The following is a 14,500-nucleotide window of genomic DNA, read 5'->3' as shown; positions in this document are numbered from 1 at the left end:
AAGGGATCTTCCATCTGACACCCCGAACCCTCGAGGGAACTCCATGCGCAGCGACTATCTCTTCACCTCCGAAAGCGTGTCCGAAGGTCATCCTGACAAGGTCTCCGACCAGATTTCGGACGCCATCGTCGACCTGATGCTGGCGAAAGATCCCGAAGCGCGCGTTGCCTGCGAAACAATGACGACGACCCAGCGCGTCATCCTTTCGGGCGAAATCCGTTGTGCCCCGATGTATGACGAGGACAACGAGGAGTGGGCCGTCAATGGCGGTTGGGCCCCGGGTGCGAAGGAAGAGATCGAGCAGGCGGTGCGCTCGACCGTTCGCGACATCGGCTACGAACAGGACGGTTTCCACTGGAAGACGCTGACCTTCGAAAACCACCTCCATGGGCAGTCGGCGCATATTGCGCAGGGTGTCGATGCCGGCGCGGAAGGCTCTAACAAGGATGAAGGTGCAGGCGACCAGGGCATCATGTTTGGCTTCGCCTGCGACGAGACGCCTGACCTGATGCCGGCTCCGATCGATTACAGCCACAAGATCCTCGAAAAGCTCGCCGAAGATCGCCATTCGGGCAAAGCGCCATTCCTCGAACCCGACGCGAAAAGCCAGGTGACGCTGCGCTACAGGGACGGAAAACCGGTCGCATGCACTGCGGTCGTCGTCTCGACCCAGCACGCCGAAGGGTATGACGAGGGTGCGAAAGAAGCCGAACTTCACAGCTACGTGAAGGACGTCGTGGCAGAGGTCCTGCCTGATGGTTTTCTGTCCGACGAGACGATCTGGCACATCAATCCCACCGGTAGCTTCGTTATCGGTGGTCCAGACGGCGATGCGGGCCTTACGGGCCGCAAGATTATCGTCGACACCTATGGCGGAGCGGCACCGCACGGCGGCGGCGCGTTCAGCGGCAAAGACCCCACGAAGGTCGATCGCAGCGCAGCCTATATCACGCGTTATCTCGCGAAGAACGTCGTCGCCGCAGGTCTTGCAACGCGCTGCACGATCCAGATCGCCTATGCGATCGGCGTCTCGGAGCCTTTGTCGCTTTATGTCGATACCCACGGCACCGGCACAGTTGACGATGCGGCAATCGAAGATGCGATCAAGTCGATTGGCAAGCTCGGTGGCCTGACGCCGCGCGCGATCCGCACGCATCTCGGCCTCAACAAGCCGATCTATCGCAAGAGCGCGGCATACGGGCATTTCGGGCGGACCGCCGACGGAGATTTCTTCCCCTGGGAGAAGACGGACTTGGTCGATGACCTGAAGGCAGCGCTTGCCTGATCTGATAGGGCGCTGCGCATGGTAGCGCCTGCATCCAGCATCCGCCGAATAACTGAGCTCGACGCGCTGCGCGGGCTCGCAGTGATCGGCATTGTCTGGATGAACGTCTATGTTTTCGCGTTACCGGCGCAGGCCTATTACAACCCCATTGCCTATGCCGGTGAGAGCACGATCGATCGCTTCGTTTGGGCGGCGAGCTTCATCTTCGTCGAGGACAAGTTCCGCACGCTCTTTGCGATGATGTTCGGCGCAGGGTGTTTGATCCTGCTCTCGAAGGAACGCGAACGGTCCTGGCGAAAACATTATGCGCGCATGGCGGTGCTGTTTGTCATCGGTATTGCGCATTCGGTCCTGCTCGCAAGCAACGATGTGTTGCGCGCCTATGCGATGGCTGGTCTTGCCCTCCCATTGCTGGCGCAACTGTCCCACCGCGCGCTTTATGCTGTCGCGATTGGCTTCGTTGCGGTCCATGTCGGAGCGGGCATCGTCGCGCTCGGCGGCGCCGTGGTCGATTTCTACAATGGCAGGACAGGAAGCGATGCAGCGCTCTTTGCCGAACGCAATTTCGGCGTGGATGGGCCTGCACTCCAGTTCTCGCTCGAACAGGGGCGCGAGGGATTCGGTGAGCGAATAGCGCGGCGAGCGTCCAGTATCCCGTCTCAGCTCTGGGTGGCTGCCGGATCGTTGCCGATCAATCTTGCCGCGATGACGCTCGGCATGGCGCTTTGGAAAGACCGGATGCTGGCACGTGAATGGCGAACGTTCCGAATGCAGCGCCTGGCTGCGATCTGCGCGCTTATCGCTTTGCCTGCATTGTTCGGACTTGCATCGTGGGTTTCCGACGCTGGATTTCCCGCCGCGCTGGTCGGCGCGGCCTCTCTGGTCCTGTCGGCCCCGTTCGATACGCTTCTCGGTCTTTCCTATGCTGCGCTCGCAATGGCGTTCTACAATGCGAGTGGCTGGATCACGCGGCACCTGGCGGCAGTGGGGCGGCTGTCTTTGACCAATTACCTGATGACGAGCGTGATACTCGCCGCGATCTTCGCGAGCTGGGGGTACGGCCTGTTTGGAGAGGTCAGCCGGGCCGAAGCGCTCGCCATCACGCTCATACCGATTGTTGGCATGCTGCTGTGGTCGCCTGTATGGCTGGAAAGGTTCGGGCAGGGGCCGTTCGAGCGGCTCTGGCGGAGCGCAGCCAAACTGCTTTCCTAGTCATTCTCGCCCAGCATCGGAGAGGGGCGATCGAACGCCAGTTCCGCATCGGAGAAGATGAATGGCGAGCGCACGCCCGGCATCCCGCCGAGATCGACCCGAAGTCCGCGAGCAATAACCTGTGCGTCGGCGAACACTTCATCGAGATTGTTGATCGGGCCAGCGGGCACTCCCGCTGCATGACAAGCTTCCAGCAATCCGGCCTTGGACCACTTGGCTGTCTCAAGTGCGATTTCCGCGTCGAGCGCCTGAGTGTGTTTGACCCTGCCTCCATTCGAAGAATACCGCGCATCTTGAGCCAAATCTTCTCGCCCAAGCAACTTGGCAAGCTTTGCGAAAAGCCGGTCATTGGCGGGCGCAAGTATGACGTGTCCGTCGCTCACCGGGAAGACGCCATAAGGCGCGACCTGGGCATGTGCATTGCCCATTCGCGGAGGGTTTTCACCTGTCGTGAGATAATAGGTTGCCTGGTTTGCGAGCAGTGCGACCGAGCAGTCGAGCAGGCTCATATCGACCAGCTGCCCCTGGCCGGTACGCTCGCGTTGCAGCAATGCGGCCTGGATGCCGTTGGCAGCCCATACACCGGTTGACAGGTCGGAGATCGAGATACCCATTTTGACTGGCACGCCATCGGGATCGCCAGTGATCGCCATGAATCCGCTCATGCCCTGGATCACGAAGTCGTAACCCGCCTCCGCGCTGCGCGGACCTGTCTGGCCAAAGCCGGTGATCGAGCAATAGACGAGCCTCGGATTGGACCGTTTGAGCGTCTTGTAATCGAGGTCGAATTTCGCAAGGCCGCCCGTCTTGAAATTTTCGATCACGACATCGGCATCGCGGCACAAAGCGCGCACGCGCTGGAGGTCGGCCTCGTCCTTGAAGTCGGCGACGATCGAGCGTTTTCCGCGATTGCAGGCATGGTAATAGGCCGCCTCGCGCCGCACTTGGCCATCGGGGCCTGTCCGCTCGACCCATGGCGGACCCCATTGCCGTGTGCCATCGCCCTCGGGGCTTTCGACCTTGATCACATCCGCGCCGAGATCGGCGAGGATTTGTCCGGCCCACGGCCCGGCGAGCACGCGTGCAAGCTCGACGACCTTGAGACCGGCGAGCGGAGCTTTGGCATTTCGGGGCTGGTCGAGCCACATGGGATCAGGCGTTCTCGAGTGCCACTTCGTAGTTGGCGGTGGTTTTCTCCGCGATCTCTTCCTCGGTCACTCCGGGAGCAAGCTCGATCAGGCGAAACGGGCTGTCGTGATCCTTGCGATGGAACACGCCGAGATTGGTGATGATCATATCGACCACGTTCTTGCCGGTGAGGGGCAATGTGCACTCCGGGATGAATTTGGGGCTGCCGTCCTTTGCGGTGTGGTCCATCACGACGATGATCTTCTTGACCCCGGCGACCAGATCCATCGCGCCGCCCATACCCTTGATCATCTTGCCCGGGATCATCCAGTTGGCGATGTCGCCATCTTCCGAAACCTCCATCGCGCCCAGCACAGTGAGGTCGATATGACCGCCGCGGATCATCGCAAAGCTCGTCGCGCTGTCGAAATAGGCGCTGTGCGGCAGCTCGCTTATCGTCTGCTTGCCAGCATTGATGAGATCCGGATCGACCTCGTCGTCATACGGAAACGGACCAATGCCGAGCATGCCGTTTTCGCTTTGCAGCGTAACCAGCATGCCCTCTGGAATATGGTTTGCCACCAGAGTCGGGATGCCGATGCCGAGGTTCACGTAGTATCCGTCCTCGAGCTCCTTGGCTGCGCGGGCCGCCATCTGGTCGCGTGTCCATCCGTGTGCGTTTTGGGTCATTGCTCTTGCTCTTCGTCTGGGGTGGTAGTGCCTTCGACTCCCGGCGCCTGCACGTCCGCCAGTGCCGGGTCGGGCGCGGGTTCATCCACCGGAGTTTCGATTGATGAATAGCTCTCGGGCTGGTCGCCGATCAGAAACCAGCCATTGTTGATGAGCGTTTCCAGCTCGATGGCGGCGTTTCGATTGGTGATGTAGTCGTAAAGCTCATCGAAGTCCGCCCGGCGGTCTCCTGCAATCGCGATAAGACAGGTTTCGGCCGCAAATTCCTTGCGTCTGGTCTGCTTGCGGTCGCCGGGATAGCGCATCAGGAGCAGCGTATCCTCGGCTTCGGGATCGAGGCCCGACCGGTTGAGCGCATCGCGCACGAGATCGGCAGTCGCAGCGGAGTTCTTCGAAATCCAGGCGATTGTCACTCCTTCGGATCGAAGGACTTTCAGGCTGAGCGCAACCGAAGGATCGGGAAGGGGCGATCCTTCGCTGAATGCTTCATCGCCCGGGTCGAGATCGATCAGTACGGCCGGTTCGCGCTCATCTTCCGGCGCGCAGTCGAGGCGTTCGCCGTTGAGCGCCGAAGGATCTCGCAGTACGGCAGTCGTCATGGGCTGTTCGCCCTTGGAGAATGCGAAAGCATGCTCGGTCGAATAGCGGATGAATTCTGTAATTTCAGGCGACTGCATCGGCGGGACGCTCGGTTCGGCAAGCCCCGGAGTAGCATTGTCGACGTCGACAATGTCCAAAGACGTCAATTGCGCAGACCCGGCATCGGGTAGGGAGGCGGCTGCATCAGGGCGAGTTTCGACTTCCACACTTGGACCCGGCTGGTCATCTGTCGCGGTTCGGGCCACTGCGCCGCCAGCGACCACCGGAATCGCCGCTACGGCAAGGCAGCCCGAAAGGCTCATGCCGAGCATGGACAGCACCACAAGGCTAAGGGCGATCCGCCCCGTCACGCGGTCTCGCGTTCCCTTGTCGTGCGGAACTCGATCTTCTTGTCGTAGGGTGCGCCCACGATCATGCGGTTCACGAAGACGCCGGGCAAGTGGATCTGGTCCGGATCGAGCGCTCCGGCGGGAACTATTTCCTCAACTTCGACAACGCAAACCTTGCCGCATGTCGCGGCGGGCTGGTTGAAGTTGCGCGCAGTCTTGCGGAAAACGAGGTTGCCCGTCTCGTCGGCCTTCCAGGCTTTCACGATTGAAAGGTCCGCAAATATACCTCGCTCGAGAATGTAGGTCGACATGACCCCGTCGGGATCGGGAAAGTCCTTGTGCTCCTTACCTTCGGCGACCTGCGTGCCGACGCCCGTTTTTGTGTAGAACCCGGGAATGCCTGCACCGCCAGCCCGCATGCGTTCGGCCAAAGTGCCCTGCGGGCAGAATTCAACTTCCAGTTCGCCTGCGAGGAATTGCCTTTCGAACTCTTTGTTCTCGCCGACATAGGACGAGATCATTTTTTTCACCTGCTTGGTGCGCAGCAGTTTCCCGATCCCTTCGTTGTCGATGCCGGCATTGTTGCTGGCGAAGGTGAGGCCGGAAACGCCGCTGTCTCGGATCGCATCGAGCAGTTTTTCCGGGATGCCGCACAGGCCAAAACCGCCTGCGGCGATCAGCATGTCGTCCTTGAGCACACCTTCAAGCGCGCTCGCGGCATCGGGGAAAATCTTGCTCATGAAATATCCTGCCCTTTGACACAGTTGTGCGGTTTACACGACGGCATGCGGGAACCGCCCGGTTGCCGTTTGATTAGTGCTTTGGCTGGCTCGTGTCACCATTTGCCTTGGGGTTGCTTGCGGATGCTGCGGTGCACAATTCCACCTTACATTGATTGCCTATTAAATATGCCAGTGACCGAAAATTAGGCAGATAAATTGCGTGATTGCACATCAATTGTCACAATTCAACGCAATAGATTGCGCGTAATGCAACAAACTATGCGGCTTTCGCACTTGCGAAATGATTGGAGCCATTGCATATCGATCCTGCCTTTCAGGCATCCTCTCCCAAACTTTTTAAGCCCGGCCTCGTGCCGGGCTTTTTTCTTTGTCGGCAGGGAAGTCGAGCGCCGGATGATGGCCGGGCACCCTCTTGCCAATACAGAATCCCGACTTTCTAAGGAAACCTCCGACCTTCTCGCCGTTTGCATTGGCAAGACCTGCTCCCTAGCTGTTGGGAGCAGTTCCGTCCTGCGAGTCGATTTCCCCGAGAGGATTTGCCAATGGCCAATGCCAACGCCGATACCGAAGCTCCCGTTCGCACAGTTCGCCTGCAGGTTGCAGCGGCACGTCAGGAGGAATCGGGACAGGGCATAGCACGTATGCCACGCTCGGCATTCCAGGCTCTCGGCATCACGGAGGGCGACACGGTCGAAATTCGCGGCAAACGGACGACCGCTGCGATCGCCATGGCTGCCTATGCGGAAGACGAGACGCTTGATGTAGTGCGGCTCGACGGCCTCCAGCGCGGAAATGCCGAAGCAGGATCCGGAGAGCACGTCGAGATTGCAGCAGCCGAATCGCGTCCAGCCACGCGCGTCGTTTTTGCGCCCGCACAGCGCGAAATGCGGCTTCAAGGGCCGACACAGGCATTGAAACGGAATTTCTTCAGAAAACCTCTTGTCGCGGGCGATCTCGTTGCGACCACCGGCCAGCAGCCAGTCCAGAACATGCCGCCGGACGTGCGGCAATTGCTGCGCGCACCTGCTTATGCCCTGACGCAAATCAGGCTCTCGGTCCATTCGACCAGCCCCAAGGGCATCGTTCACATCGACGAGAATACCGAAGTCGAACTCCGGACCGAGTTCGAGGAGCCGCGCGATGCGCGGGCGGTCGTCAATTACGATGATGTCGGCGGTATGGAAGACACCATTCAGCAGCTTCGCGAAATGGTCGAACTTCCGCTGCGATATCCCGAGCTTTTCACTCGTCTGGGCGTGGATCCGCCCAAGGGAGTTTTGCTTCACGGGCCTCCGGGCACCGGTAAAACACGGCTCGCCCAGGCAGTAGCGAACGAAAGCGACGCAGAATTTTTCACCATTAACGGCCCGGAGATCATGGGCTCGGGCTATGGCGAAAGCGAAAAACGGCTGCGCGAGGTTTTCGAGGAAGCAACGCGGGTGTCGCCCGCGATCGTCTTCATCGACGAAATAGACTCCATCGCGCCCAAACGTCAGCAGGTGCCAGGCGAAGCCGAAAAACGTCTGGTGGCGCAATTGCTCACTCTCATGGATGGGCTGGAGGCGCGCGCCAACCTTGTCGTGATTGCTGCCACTAACCGGCCAGATGCCATCGACGAAGCGCTGCGCCGGCCGGGTCGCTTCGACCGCGAGATCGTAATCGATGTCCCCGACCAGACCGGTCGGCGCGAAATCCTTGCGATCCATACGCGCGGTATGCCGCTGGGCGACAAGGTCGATCTGACCGAACTCTCGCGCATCACGCACGGCTTCGTGGGCGCCGATATCGCAGCACTTGCGCGTGAGGCGGCAATCGACGCAGTCCGGCGGATCATGCCCAAACTCGATCTCGACGAGCGCACTATCCCGCAGGAAGTGCTCGAGGAGCTGTGCGTCACCCGTGAGGATTTCCTCTCGGCGCTAAAACGCATCCAGCCATCGGCGATGCGCGAAGTCATGGTGCAGGTGCCCGATGTGGGCTGGGACGATATCGGCGGGGTCGGCGACGCGATTGATAAGCTCAAAGAAGGAATCGAGCTTCCTCTCAAGAACCCCGACGCGTTTCACCGGCTTGGCATTCGTCCGGCCAAAGGCTTTCTTCTCTATGGGCCTCCGGGTACCGGCAAGACGCTCCTCGCCAAAGCGACTGCCAAGGAAGCGGAAGCAAACTTCATCTCGATGAAGAGCTCGGATCTTCTGTCCAAATGGTATGGCGAGAGCGAGCAGCAGATCGCCCGGCTGTTTGCGCGCGCCCGATCGGTCGCGCCGTGCGTCGTGTTTATCGACGAGATCGACAGCCTCGTGCCCGCCCGCGGTTCGGGGCAGGGCGAACCGCAGGTTACAGGGCGCGTGGTCAACACCATCCTTGCCGAGATGGACGGCCTTGAAGAGCTGCAATCGGTCGTCGTCGTCGGCGCAACCAATCGGCCGACGCTTGTGGACCCTGCGCTCTTGCGTCCGGGCCGTTTCGATGAGCTGGTCTATGTCGGAACGCCCGACAAGGAAGGCCGCGAACACATCCTTGCGATACACACGTCGAACATGCCCCTGGCAGATGATGTCGATCTCGCAGCAGTGGCCGAAAAGACCGAACGCTTTACCGGTGCCGATCTGGAGGACGTTGTTCGCCGGGCGGGGCTGAATGCGCTCAGGCGTATCGGCGGCGAGGTGTCGGAAGTTGCGGCCGAAGACTTTGAGGAAGCGCTCAAGGATTCGCGTGCGACAGTCACAGCCAAGATGGAAGCCGAATATCGCAAGATGCGCGGCGAGCTGAAAAAGCGCGCGGCCGAAGTCAATCCGATCGGGTTTTTCTCACCCGAAACGTTGGAGCCGACGCGCGCGAACAAACACGATTGAAATCGGTCAGGGCGCGCCGGGTTCGCCGGCTTTCACATGGCCGCCGGGCAGTTCGAGCCGGTGGCGAATGAGCGCCTCCGGCTGGTGCTCGCGGAGCCACTTGAGCATGTGCTCGCGAGTCTCGCAGCGCAGGGTCCAAAGGTCGCCAATCGTTCTTGCGCTCATCGACAGGCGTAGTTCGACACTCTCTGGATATGCCTCTGTCATGAGCAGCGCGAGGTTTCGACCATCGAACAATTCGTGGCCTTTTACAAACCGCTCGAACTCCTCGCGGATAGGATCGACATCGGCAATCGGATCGAGATGAAGGTAAACCGGCCCGGTCAGCCTCTCATTGACCCGCGACCAGTTCTCGAACGTCTCGTCCAGGAACCGTGAAGTCGGTACGATCAACAGGCGCTCGTCCCACGTGCGCACTGTGATGAATCCCATCTTGATCTCTTCTACCCTTCCGGCATCGCCATCGACCTTCACGAGATCGCCGATGCGAAGTGGTTCGGTCAGCGCGACCTGCACGCCTGCAATAAGCGACTTTAGGGCAGGCTGGGCCGCGGCGCCGATTGCCAATGCGGCAAGACCGGCGGAAGCCAGCATGGTAGTGCCGATTGCCCGAACCGAGGGGATCGAGAACAGCATCAGGCCGATGGTGATCACAACGATCGCGAAGGTGGCGATTTTCGACAGGACAGCAATGCGGGTCTTGCGGCTGCGCGTCGCCACCGGATCGTCATAGCTCTCCAGACGTGCCTCGATCGTCGCGACCGATGCCTTGACGACGTTGTAGGCGATCCAGCCCAGCAGGGCAGGACGAAGGAACTGGGCAAGCGGTTCCCATACCGTCCCCAACCCTGAATCAACCTGCGCCGCCAAAGTGATACCGATCGCGATGAACGACCATTTGATCGGTGAGCGGATATTCTGGATCAGGAGATCGTCAGTCTCGGATTCGGAAAGCTGGGTGATCTTCTTCAGCAGACCGAACGTTATCCGGTAGGCAAGATAGGAAATGGCCACGGCCGCCAGTGCGACAAGTGCCGACACGGCAATTTCGTAGATCAGGACGTTCCAATCGACGTCCCACCGAAAGGGGTTCATATTATCGAGCATCGCGCGCGAACTATGGTCCCCGCTTCGCAATTTCAACCGTAGCCCAGACGGCAGCTCGGCCCATCAATGCGCGGCATCCCATGATTTCCCTGTTCCGATGTCCACCCCAAGCGGCACGTCGAGCTTGACTGCAGGCAGTGCAGCCTCTGCCATCACGCGTTCGATAATCGGCGAAGCGGCTTCAACGTCGCCTTCGGGAAGCTCGAAAACGAGTTCGTCGTGGACCTGCAAGAGCATGCGAACTTCTTTCAGGCCGGCATCGCGCAATGCGGGCAGCATCCGTGCCATCGCTCGCTTGATGATATCCGCGCTGGTTCCCTGAATCGGGGCGTTGATGGCCGCCCGCTCGGAACCTTGCCGTTCGGCCTGGTTTTTCGACTTGATGCGAGGAAACCAGGTCTTCCGTCCGAACAGTGTCTCAGAATAGCCGCACTCGCGCACGGTTTCGAGTGTTTCCATGATGTATCGCTGGATGCCGGGAAAGCGCTGGAAGTAGGTATCGATCATCTCCTGAGCTTCGTCAGGTTCGACCTCGAGCCTTCCCGCCAATCCCCAGCGTGAAATACCGTACAGGATTGCGAAATTGATTGTCTTGGCGCGCGCACGAGTGTCGCGATTGACCTCGCCGAACATCTCGACCGCGGTGCGGGCATGGATGTCCTCGCCATTCGCGAAAGCTTCCTTGAGCGTGTCTACGTCCGCCATGTGGGCAGCGAGGCGCAGTTCGATCTGGGAATAGTCTGCCGCGAGCAGGACATTGCCGTCCTCTGGCACAAATGCCTCGCGGATCTGGCGGCCAATCGCCGTGCGGATCGGGATATTCTGCAGGTTCGGGTCGGTCGAGGAAAGGCGCCCCGTTTGCGCGCCCACAAGGCTGTAGCTTGTATGCACGCGGCCTGTATCTGGATTGATCTGCGCCTGCAGCGCATCGGTATAGGTCGATTTGAGCTTCGACAGGTGCCGCCATTCGAGCACCTTTTTCGCGATCCCCTCGCCATCGCCAGCGAGCTTTTCCAGTACCGACTGATCGGTCGAATACTGCCCGCTCTTTCCTTTCTTTCCGCCCTTGAACCCCATCTTGTCGAACAGGATTTCGCCGAGTTGCTTGGGGCTGCCGACTGCGAATTCCTGCCCGGCTATTGCGTGGATCTCCTTTTCGAGCTTCGCCGTTTCGGTCGAGAATTCCTCGGAAAGTTTCGATAGACGCGCACGGTCGACTTTGATCCCTTCGCGTTCCATGTGCGCGACCACGGGGATCAGCGGGCGATCGACGCGCTCGTAAATCCTGCTTCCCCCCTCGATCGCGAGGCGAGGCTTCAAGTGCCGATAGAGTCGCCATGTCACGTCCGCGTCTTCGGCGGCGTATTCCGTTGCGCGGTCCAGTGGCACTTCGTTGAAGGGGATCGCTTTCTTCCCTGTCCCGCACACTTCCTTGAAGGCGAGCGGCGTGTGGCCGAGATGGCGTTCGGAGAGCTCATCCATGCCGTGACCGCCGCCCATGCCTTCGCCGCGGCCTGCATCGAGATCGAAGCTGATTATCATCGTGTCCTCGATCGGCCCGACTTTCACGCCGTAGCGAGCGAGTACGTTGAGATCGTATTTGCCGTTCTGGAAAACCTTGATCACGGCATCGTTGGACAGCATCGGTTTCAAGGCTTCGAGGGCCTCGTCTCGGTCGACCTGCTCGGGTCTCTCGGCGAACATGTCGTTGCCGCCCCCGCCGACATTATGGTGCGCGAACGGAATGTAGCAGGCATCGTTTGGCCCCAGCGCAAGGCTCATGCCGACCAGTTCGGCCTGCATTGCGTCGAGCGATGACGTTTCTGTGTCGACCGCCACAAGCCGTGCGGCCTCCGCGCGGTCTATCCATTGCTTGAGCCGGTCCATGCTCTGCACAGTCTCGTAGGCAGAGCGATCTACATCCGGCATTTCGGGGAGCGGCTGGCGGTTGCCTTCCGCATCGCCGCCGTCGCCCTTCGTATCCGCCTTGGCAGGGTCAAGATTGTTCGGACGGTCGGGGCTGCCCGTCCCGGCATCGAGCCGGCGCAGGAGCGAGGTGAAGCCATGCTTTTCGAGAAATGCGGCGAGCGGCTCGGGCGGCACGCCATCCAGCTTCATCTCTTCGATCGGTTGGGGGAGTTCGCAATCTTCTTTTAGCGTCACCAGAACCCGCGACATCTCGGCATTTTCGCGCCCCTCGATAAGGCGCTCCTTCAGCTTCGATTTCTTCATCTCGGGCGCATGGTCGAGCGCCGCGGTAAGCGAACCGTGCTCGCTGATCAGCTTACTCGCTGTCTTGGGCCCGACGCCGTAAATGCCAGGAATGTTGTCGACGCTGTCACCCATCAGGGCAAGGACGTCGCCGACCAGTTCGGGCTTCACGCCGAACTTCTCTTCGACCTCGTCGATATAGATGCGCTGGCTTTTCATGGTGTCGAGCATGTCGATCCGCGCGCCGTCGACCTCACCCACCAGCTGCATCAGGTCTTTGTCGGATGAAACGATAGTGACATCCCAGCCCTTGCGCTGTGCCTCGCGCGCATAGGATGCGATCAGATCGTCGGCTTCCAGTCCTGCCTCCTCGATGCACGGCAGGCTGAATGCGCGGGTCGCATCTCTGATTAGCGGGAATTGCGGTCGCAGATCCTCGGGGGGTTCAGGGCGGTTGGCCTTGTACTCCGGATAGATTTCGTTCCTGAAACTGGTCGAATCCTTGTCGAGGATGACCGCAAGATGCGTCGGCCCATCGGCCGCATCGAGATCCTCTGCCAGCTTCCACAGCATGGTGGTGTAGCCATAAACTGCGCCGACCGGTGTTCCTTCCGGGTCGGTTAGCGGCGGGAGCCTATGATAGGCGCGAAAAATGTAGGATGAACCGTCGACGAGATAGAGGTGCTGCTTTTGATCGGCCATGATCGCCTGCTAGCACCCGTCCGCGCCTTGCGTAAGCCGCTTTGACGACCTCGGGGACTAATACTCGACCCGTCTGAATTGTGGCACAAAAAGGGCAAAATTGGGGCGAGATCGCCTTATTTCGCTTGCATTGCCACAATTCCGCCATTATCTCGGCCAGCAGAGTCGGGGTTAAAGCACCGACTTCGGCTTGGCTCAAACTTGCTGCCTTGCCTCAATCATCCGCTGAATAAGGATTTGAAATTATGCGTAAGATCGTTCTTGCTGCTGCAATCGCCACTTCGGCTCTTGGCCTCGCTGCTTGCGGCGAAACCGCTGAACAGGCTGGCGAAATGGGCGACGCAATGGCTGCAGACGCTGAAGCCAACGCTGAAGCCGTTCAGGACGCTGCTGGCGAAGCTGCTGCTGAAGTCGAAGCTGGCGCCGAAGCTGCTGGCGAAGCTGCTGAAGACGCAGCCGTCGAAGCTGAAGCTTCGCTGACCGGTCAGACCGAAGAAGAAGCTGCCAACGACTAATTCAGTCGAGCAGACTCAAAGAAGAGGCGGTGCCGCGAGGCGCCGCCTTTTTCTTTTGCGCAGGTATCGGGCTCAGCCGCCGTTTCCGGTGGCGCTTGTCCAGTTGGGGTTGCGATCGCGGGCACGCGCCTTGGCGTCGAAACCATCGTATAGAGCGCGGGCGATAGACGCGATGCGCGCTTCGCGATTGCGACGGGTGCCCTGTCCCGTGACGTAGATCGCAACCGCAATGGCACGACCGTCAGGGTATTCGATGATGCCGATATCGCTCGAAGTGTTATTGAGCGATCCGGTCTTGTGGCTCACCCGGGCTACTTCGGGCATGTAGGCAGGTATGCGGCGTTTGCCAGTGACTGTCCGGCTCATCGCGCCGAGCAGCACGCGACGGCTCTGGTCGGACAGGAAATCGCCCCGATAAAGGCCCTGCAACAGCCTGACCATCGCACGAGGAGTGGCCGCATCGCGCGGATCGATCCATGTGGCTGGATCGTATTCGCCATCGTCGCGTACCAGTGTCGCGATATCGCGATCGATCGAGAAATCGTTGATCCCCTGACGGCGCATCCACTGGTTGACTTTCTCCGGCCCTCCAACGGCATCGAGGAGCGCGTCTGTCGCCGGATTGCTCGAGCGCGTGATCATGATCTCGATAAGGTCGATTGCCGGCATGTACTTGCCCTTGCGGACCGGCGCGGCTCGCGACGAATACTTGGCAGATCGAACCGGGATCAGTAGCGGAAACTCGGAAGTCAGCGAGTATTTGCCCTGATCGACCATCTCCAGATAAGTCGCGGCGACCGCGATCTTGCTGGTCGACGCCATCGGGAAGAGCTGGTCGCCCAGTACGGTGATCATCTCGCCCGTCTTCAAATCCATCGCCGCGACGCCGATCCGCCCCCGGTCGCCATCGGCCAGCTCTGCAATCCGGCGCTCGAAACCGGTCTCGTAAATCGCCTCGAAGGATTGCGGACTGCGCATTTCGGTGCCGAAGGCGCTGTCGAAACTGGACTGGAGTTCGCTGCCTTGCTGCCTTTCGGACTGCGCAAGCGCAGGAGCGGAAACCATTGCAAGCCCGGCTGCAAGGGCGACGAAGAAGGGGTGACGAAGCTTTGTGATCATTGGC

Annotated in this window: 11 protein-coding genes; 4 read left to right on the top strand and 7 right to left on the bottom strand. The window is 60.1% G+C overall.

The features are described from left to right. The first annotated feature begins 43 nt into the window (after positions 1-43). Positions 44-1,285, top strand: coding sequence for a methionine adenosyltransferase (metK, locus tag FIU90_RS00910; protein ID WP_152433067.1), 1,242 nt, complete (start codon positions 44-46; stop codon positions 1,283-1,285). An 18-nt stretch (positions 1,286-1,303) separates the two neighbouring features. Then, complete coding sequence (locus FIU90_RS00905; protein WP_152433066.1) at positions 1,304-2,497, top strand: DUF418 domain-containing protein; 1,194 nt, start codon at positions 1,304-1,306, stop codon at positions 2,495-2,497. Here FIU90_RS00905 and FIU90_RS00900 read toward each other — a convergent pair. Genes FIU90_RS00900 through FIU90_RS00885 form a run of 4 tightly spaced genes read right to left on the bottom strand, consistent with a single transcriptional unit; the run spans position 2,494 to position 5,984 of the window. Continuing rightward, positions 2,494-3,645, bottom strand: coding sequence for a CaiB/BaiF CoA-transferase family protein (locus FIU90_RS00900; protein ID WP_152433065.1), 1,152 nt, complete (start codon positions 3,643-3,645; stop codon positions 2,494-2,496). The genes FIU90_RS00905 and FIU90_RS00900 overlap by 4 nt on opposite strands. Before the next feature lie 4 nt (positions 3,646-3,649). Then, positions 3,650-4,315, bottom strand: a complete 666-nt coding sequence (locus FIU90_RS00895; protein WP_152433064.1) for a CoA transferase subunit B — start codon at positions 4,313-4,315, stop codon at positions 3,650-3,652. After that, positions 4,312-5,265, bottom strand: a complete 954-nt coding sequence (locus tag FIU90_RS00890) for a hypothetical protein (protein ID WP_152433063.1) — start codon at positions 5,263-5,265, stop codon at positions 4,312-4,314. Before FIU90_RS00890 ends, FIU90_RS00895 begins: the two co-directional genes overlap by 4 nt. Then, positions 5,262-5,984, bottom strand: coding sequence for a CoA transferase subunit A (locus FIU90_RS00885; protein WP_152433062.1), 723 nt, complete (start codon positions 5,982-5,984; stop codon positions 5,262-5,264). Before FIU90_RS00885 ends, FIU90_RS00890 begins: the two co-directional genes overlap by 4 nt. Positions 5,985-6,529: 545 nt before the next feature. Between FIU90_RS00885 and FIU90_RS00880 the strand changes: the two genes are divergently transcribed. Continuing rightward, positions 6,530-8,842, top strand: coding sequence for a CDC48 family AAA ATPase (locus FIU90_RS00880; protein WP_152433061.1), 2,313 nt, complete (start codon positions 6,530-6,532; stop codon positions 8,840-8,842). A gap of 6 nt (positions 8,843-8,848) precedes the next feature. Here FIU90_RS00880 and FIU90_RS00875 read toward each other — a convergent pair whose 3' ends face one another. Together FIU90_RS00875 and polA are read right to left on the bottom strand one after the other, a co-directional pair. Further along, the gene (locus FIU90_RS00875) at positions 8,849-9,937 is read right to left on the bottom strand and encodes a mechanosensitive ion channel family protein (RefSeq protein WP_234029574.1); all 1,089 of its coding nucleotides are present in this window, start codon (positions 9,935-9,937) and stop codon (positions 8,849-8,851) included. A gap of 75 nt (positions 9,938-10,012) precedes the next feature. Then, positions 10,013-12,862, bottom strand: a complete 2,850-nt coding sequence (gene polA, locus FIU90_RS00870) for a DNA polymerase I (RefSeq protein ID WP_152433059.1) — start codon at positions 12,860-12,862, stop codon at positions 10,013-10,015. Between the two features lie 245 nt (positions 12,863-13,107). Here polA and FIU90_RS00865 point away from each other — a divergent pair, with 245 nt between their 5' ends. Next, positions 13,108-13,377 (top strand): hypothetical protein, encoded by a 270-nt coding sequence (locus tag FIU90_RS00865; RefSeq protein WP_152433058.1) that lies wholly within the window; start codon positions 13,108-13,110, stop codon positions 13,375-13,377. Between the two features lie 72 nt (positions 13,378-13,449). On the opposite strand, the gene FIU90_RS00860 is transcribed toward FIU90_RS00865, so the two are convergent. Next, positions 13,450-14,496, bottom strand: a complete 1,047-nt coding sequence (locus FIU90_RS00860) for a serine hydrolase (RefSeq protein ID WP_152433057.1) — start codon at positions 14,494-14,496, stop codon at positions 13,450-13,452. Positions 14,497-14,500: the final 4 nt, after the last annotated feature.

Origin of the sequence: Erythrobacter sp. THAF29, assembly GCF_009363635.1 — a bacterium.
Classification (GTDB): domain Bacteria; phylum Pseudomonadota; class Alphaproteobacteria; order Sphingomonadales; family Sphingomonadaceae; genus Erythrobacter.
This window is presented reverse-complemented; position numbering and strand designations above follow the sequence as displayed.